Annotated in this window: 4 protein-coding genes; 1 reads left to right on the top strand and 3 read right to left on the bottom strand. The window is 29.8% G+C overall.

The genetic code is table 11. The features are described from left to right. Positions 1-200: 200 nt before the first annotated feature. Both N4A48_RS09755 and N4A48_RS15065 read right to left on the bottom strand, forming a co-directional pair. Complete coding sequence (locus tag N4A48_RS09755) at positions 201-461, bottom strand: hypothetical protein (RefSeq protein WP_293665722.1); 261 nt, start codon at positions 459-461, stop codon at positions 201-203. Between the two features lie 156 nt (positions 462-617). After that, positions 618-758 (bottom strand): BhlA/UviB family holin-like peptide, encoded by a 141-nt coding sequence (locus tag N4A48_RS15065; protein ID WP_443081753.1) that lies wholly within the window; start codon positions 756-758, stop codon positions 618-620. A gap of 69 nt (positions 759-827) precedes the next feature. Here N4A48_RS15065 and N4A48_RS09750 point away from each other — a divergent pair, with 69 nt between their 5' ends. Then, the gene (locus N4A48_RS09750) at positions 828-2,048 is read left to right on the top strand and encodes a hypothetical protein (RefSeq protein ID WP_293665721.1); all 1,221 of its coding nucleotides are present in this window, start codon (positions 828-830) and stop codon (positions 2,046-2,048) included. A gap of 124 nt (positions 2,049-2,172) precedes the next feature. Here N4A48_RS09750 and N4A48_RS09745 read toward each other — a convergent pair. Further along, the coding region (locus N4A48_RS09745) for a glycoside hydrolase family protein (RefSeq protein WP_293665720.1) at positions 2,173-5,528 on the bottom strand (3,356 nt) is incomplete at its 5' end.

The following is a 5,528-nucleotide window of genomic DNA, read 5'->3' as shown; positions in this document are numbered from 1 at the left end:
TTATCATAATTTTTTACTGGTAATTTAAACTCTATTTCTCTTCCTACTTCAAAGTTCATTCCATCTTCAACTTCTTCATAATCGTCAGATGTATCTGAATATTTATAAAGAATATCTCTTATTCCTAAATCAAATTCATTAGATCCTCCACTATCTTCCATAGTGATAGTGTCTGAACCAGCTTTATACCATATTCCATTTTAAGCCTGAGCATAAGCATATAATGTGTATGTGCGTCCTGCACTCATTCCATCATTTACTACACCTTCAACATATCTAGAAGAATATGAACTTCTTGCTGTTCTGCTTTCTACATATGAACTAACTCTATCTGTAGAGCTACCATAATCTCTACCTGTAATTCTTAATTCTCTATAATAATCTGTGTTAAAATCATTGCTTAATTTCACCCTAAAATCACAAGAATCTGTTGTTGGGTTAGATAAACTTAAATATGACATTTATTCTTCACTCCTTTTTTTATGTTTTTTATTTATAATTTATTTTGTAAGTTTTAACTTACTAGCTAGTTTGTTTTGCCTTACACTATATAAAAGGAGTTTTTAAGTTAAATAATCAACCATCTTCTAAATTTTTTTATTATTTTTTATGAGAATCTATGTAAGTATTGAAATAACTTGTTTTACTTCTTCAATGATATGAAATTTTTCTGCAAGATTAGATATTATACTTTGATAACTTTCTTCTTTTTTCTTGATCTCTAGTTTGACTATATTCGCTCTTGTTTTATGGTACAATATGGATAACAATACACTTTAATCTAATGATTAAAATTACTAAAAAATATATTTGAAAGGATTAATAAAATGAAAAAACTTGTGTTATTAATAATAATATTATTATTTAATCTTACTGGATTAGTTGGATGTATCAATGAAAATGAAGCTGACACACTAGAAACTAAAAAACAGATTGCAACCGAAAAACAAATCACATCAGAAGATAAACATAATGATAATTTAGATTCCAATGTTATCATTGAAAAACAAAATAAAAATAAAATTCAAGATGTAGAATCACTCATACCTACAGGATGGAATATTTTAAAATCTGCCGAAGGTGATTTAAATAAAGATGGCATAATTGATAAAGCTGTTGCAATTGAGAAAACTAATAAGACGGAACTTGATTCCCCTAGAAATTTATTAATATTCTTTGGAAATAAAGATGGCTCTTATACGTTATCAATAAAAGCAGAAAAAGCTATTCTTGTTGTAAGTGAGGGAGGACCGTTTGGTGATCCTTTTAAAGATATGGTTATTGATAGAGGATCTGTCTTGTTAAAGTTTTTTGGCGGTTCTAGTAGATGGTATAAAAGATATAGATTTCGTTATCAAGATAATGGCTGGTACTTAATTGGTGCTACAGAGGGTGGTTTTGAAGAGCTTAATGGCGAGATGGTTCCTGACGAAATAGACTATAACTTAATTACAGGTGATTATATAATTACTACACCTAAAGACGGAGAATTAATAAAGATGAAAGGAAACAAAAAAAAGGAACTTTTAAATTTAAAGGATTTTATTGCAAATGAAGCCCTATTTAAATCACCCAAAGAAATTCTACATAATTACATAAGTCTAGATGAGAATATAGCAATGGAAGGAGAACAAACTTTAGAACCTGCATGCGAATCTACAGAAGATTTTTATGGAAAGTGGATAGTTCATAAAGATATTACACCTGGAGGTATACCTGGTATTTATGGCAAGGAAGATATTGATCAAATGTTAGGTACAGAAATAGTTTATTCAAAAGAAATAGCTAGTTATGGGGAACAAATATGCAAAAATCCTTTCTATAAAAAAACGATAGTAGAAGATAATGATTTGATAGATATGTTTAACATATTTTATAGAAATATTGGTATAGAATCTCATAAAGGAATAATAGTAGATGTTTACAAAGATAATAAATTTACTGAAAAAATGGGTGTCCCAATTGGTAGCAAATTTATTATCAAGGATAAAAATACATTAATTTTAAAAGGAAGCGGAATTTTTTTAGAACTTAAAAGAATTAAGTAGTTCTAAAATACATACCCGCTAAAATCTTCTGATTATTATCGTATAACAAAGCATTCTTTTTCACAATATAAAAATAATCTTGAGTATTAATACTCAAGATTATTTTTATATAAACTAATTTTTATTATGGTTTTTCTGGATAATTTCTTGTATAATCTCCTTTTATAAACATTTCTCCTTCATCATAACTACGTCTATAAACCCCCTTATTAAATTCATCACCTACTTTGCACCACATTAAAAATGCATTCATTAATTTTTCACCTGACATTACTTTCTCTTTTGCTATTAATCTATATAAAGTACACACCCCTGGTTCTGTAGATAATGCAGCTCCTTTATTGTATCTAAAATCAACTAAAGCATCAAATTGGTGTTGATTTAAAGTTAGATTATCTTCTTTTATCTTTCTATTAACATAGTCTATGCGCACTTTTAAATCTTTTTTCAATAATTCAACAGCTTCTGGCTTTGTCATAATTCCGAAATGCTCTCCAGGCTTGATAACATGCCCATATCCAATAGTCAAGTTTTGTTTATCCGATCCTCTATATGGCTTTTCTTGGAATGTTTCGTAATCTTTTACAAAATCAATATATTTTTCACTGACATCCATATTCCCTCCAGGAGTAGGCTTACCACCTGTAGGAGGCTTACTTCCACCTACTTCATAAACAAATCTTTCACTCTTTACACTAAATCCATGATTAGATTTATTCATTGAGTCGTATAAAGTTTTAGCATTTCGATCTCCTGGATCTAGAACAGAAAATCTCTTGTAGCCTGATTTATTTGCATCATATCCATTAACAACTACAAAATGATGTGGCATCTCGCATATAGCTGGAAGTCCTTCCAGAATCTTCTCCTCCATGTCAGAATTTCTATCAATTCTGAAAGTTCTTCCATTGTACTTAACGTCTGCATTTGAATACCCTCCGCCACTATTACACTTGCTAGCCATCTGTCTAATAAGAGCTTCTTTTGTATCTGCTCTATCATCCTTTAAATACCAACAAATAATCGTAGCTATTGAAGAAATATAACATCCTGCATTTTTTACTGACTTACCTGAAGATCCTAACATAATATCTGTATAAAGCCCCTGATTAACGTAATATTTAGGAGGTATAATATCTCCACCTGACCAACTAGGGTCTTCCTCTTGAAGTTTTGCTTTTATTTTAAAGTTACAAGATCCACTGCCTTGGTTCTTAATGTATACATAGTAATATACTCCTGCTCTTACATCTAAATCTAGAACCATATCATCTGCTTGGTTGTCTGATTGTTCTGATTCACCTAATTTAGTACTTTTCAAATCTTGATTTTCATATATAAATAAATCTAAATTATTATCTAATTCTCGTGAATTTATCCAGAAATTAGCTTTTCCATTCTGAGCAAACTTAATCTTATACCATTTTCCTTTATCATGTGAACTCATATTTTCGTCATAAACAGTACCGTTTTGAATTTCTTTTGCTTGGATTTTTGATTTTATTTTAAAATCACAAGATCCACCACCACAGTTTTTAATATATACATAATAATATACTCCCGCTCTTACATCTAAATTTAGAACCATATCATCTGCTTGGTTGTCTGATTGTGTTGATTCACCTAATTTACTACTATCTAGATCTTGATTTTCATATATAAATAAATCTAAATTATTATCTAATCCTGCTGAATTTATCCAAAAATTAGCTTTTCCATCACGATCAAACCTAACTCTGTACCATTTTCCTTCTTCAGATGCATTTATACTTTCATTATAAACAGTATCATCTTGAATTTCTTTAGCTTGGAGCCTTGTTTTTATTTTGAAATCACAAGATCCACCATCACAGTTTTTAACGTATATATAATAGTATACTCCTGCCCTTACATCTAAATCTAGTACCATATCATCTGCTTGATTGTTTCCAGGATATTGTATTGATTCACCTAATTTAGTACTATCTAAATCTTGATGTGCATGTATAAATAAATCCAAATTATTAGTCAATCCTGCTGAATTTATCCAAAAATTAGCTTTTCCATTACGATCAAACTTAACTTTGTACCATTTTCCTTCTTCAGATGTATTCATAATTTCATTATAAACAGTATTATCTTCAATTTCTTTAAGTATTCCTACAGGAGCTATATCAGTTTTTTCTAATAATTCTACATAATCACTACCTCTATCAACCCCTGATATATTAAACAATGTCTTAGCTTTAATTGTGTATTGTGTATCACCCCTAAGCCCTATAAAAACAATATTTCCTCCATCTTTTTCTGTAATTTTTGTTCTCTCAAGTTCACCCTTAGGATTATATAGATCTACTCTTACACCATTGTTATTACTCAATAAACCACTTATATTTACCTTTATAGAATCACTTGTCTTTTCAATTACTTTTAGCGTTGGGTGTTTTGCTCTTGTTGTTAAAGGATTCTCATTTGAATAGTCTGACCATCCTTGGTTATTTCCTGCTTGTACTGATACAAGATGAGTTACTCCATATTGTAAGCTTCCACTTGGAATTGAATAATTTGTATCTGAAGTTTCGTAATATGTAGTATGACTATCATATTCTCTTCTTACCTTTAATCTATATCTAGTTGCACTCGCTACACTTCCCCAGCTAACTTTAAATCCACCTTCATAAACTTCTTCAGTTCTAGGTGCAGATGGTATAGATGGAAGTGGCACATTGTCAATTTCCACTGATAATTCTACATAATCACTATCTCTATTAGCCCCTGATATACTAAATAATGTCTTGGCTTTAATTATATATGTATCACTTGTAAGATTATCAAAAACAATATTTCCTCCATTTGTGTCTATATTTTCTTCATCAAGTATGTCTATATCTTCTTCATCAAATATATCTATATCTTCTTCAATTATGTCTATAGTTTTTCTTTTTACATATATACCCCTATGATCATATAAGTATACTTCTACACCATCTTTATTACCTGATAAACCACTTATATTTACCTTTATAGAATCACTTGTCTTTTCAATTACTTTTAGCGTTGGGTGTTTTGCTCTTGTTGTTAAAGGATTCTCATTTGAATAATCTGACCATCCTTGGTTATTTCCTGCTTGTACTGATACAAGATAAGTTACTCCATATTGTAAGCTTCCACTTGGAATTGAGTAGTTTGTATTTGAAGTTTCGTAATCTTTAGTCTCACTATCACCTTCTTTTCTTACCCTTAATCTATATTTAGTTGCACTTACTACACTTCCCCATCTAACTTTAAATCCACCTTCATAAACTTCTTCAGTTCTAGGTGCAGATGGTATAGACGGAAGTGGTATCTTATCAGTTTTTGCTGATAATTCTACATAATCACTATCTCTATTAGCCCCTGATATACTAAATAAGGTCTTAGCTTTGATTATATATGTAGTGTCATTTGTAAGATTATCAAAAACAATATTTCCTCCATTTGTACCTGTAGTTTTTGTTGTTA

Origin of the sequence: Tepidibacter sp., from assembly GCF_025210165.1 — a bacterium.
Classification (GTDB): Bacteria; Bacillota; Clostridia; order Peptostreptococcales; family Peptostreptococcaceae; genus Tepidibacter_A.
This window is presented reverse-complemented; position numbering and strand designations above follow the sequence as displayed.

Bases quoted from the DNA above. Each gene is read 5' to 3' on its own strand.
- N4A48_RS09755 (WP_293665722.1), bottom strand. From the start codon at position 461: ATGTCATATTTAAGTTTATCTAACCCAACAACAGATTCTTGTGATTTT.
- N4A48_RS09750 (WP_293665721.1), top strand. From the start codon at position 828: ATGAAAAAACTTGTGTTATTAATAATAATATTATTATTTAATCTTACT.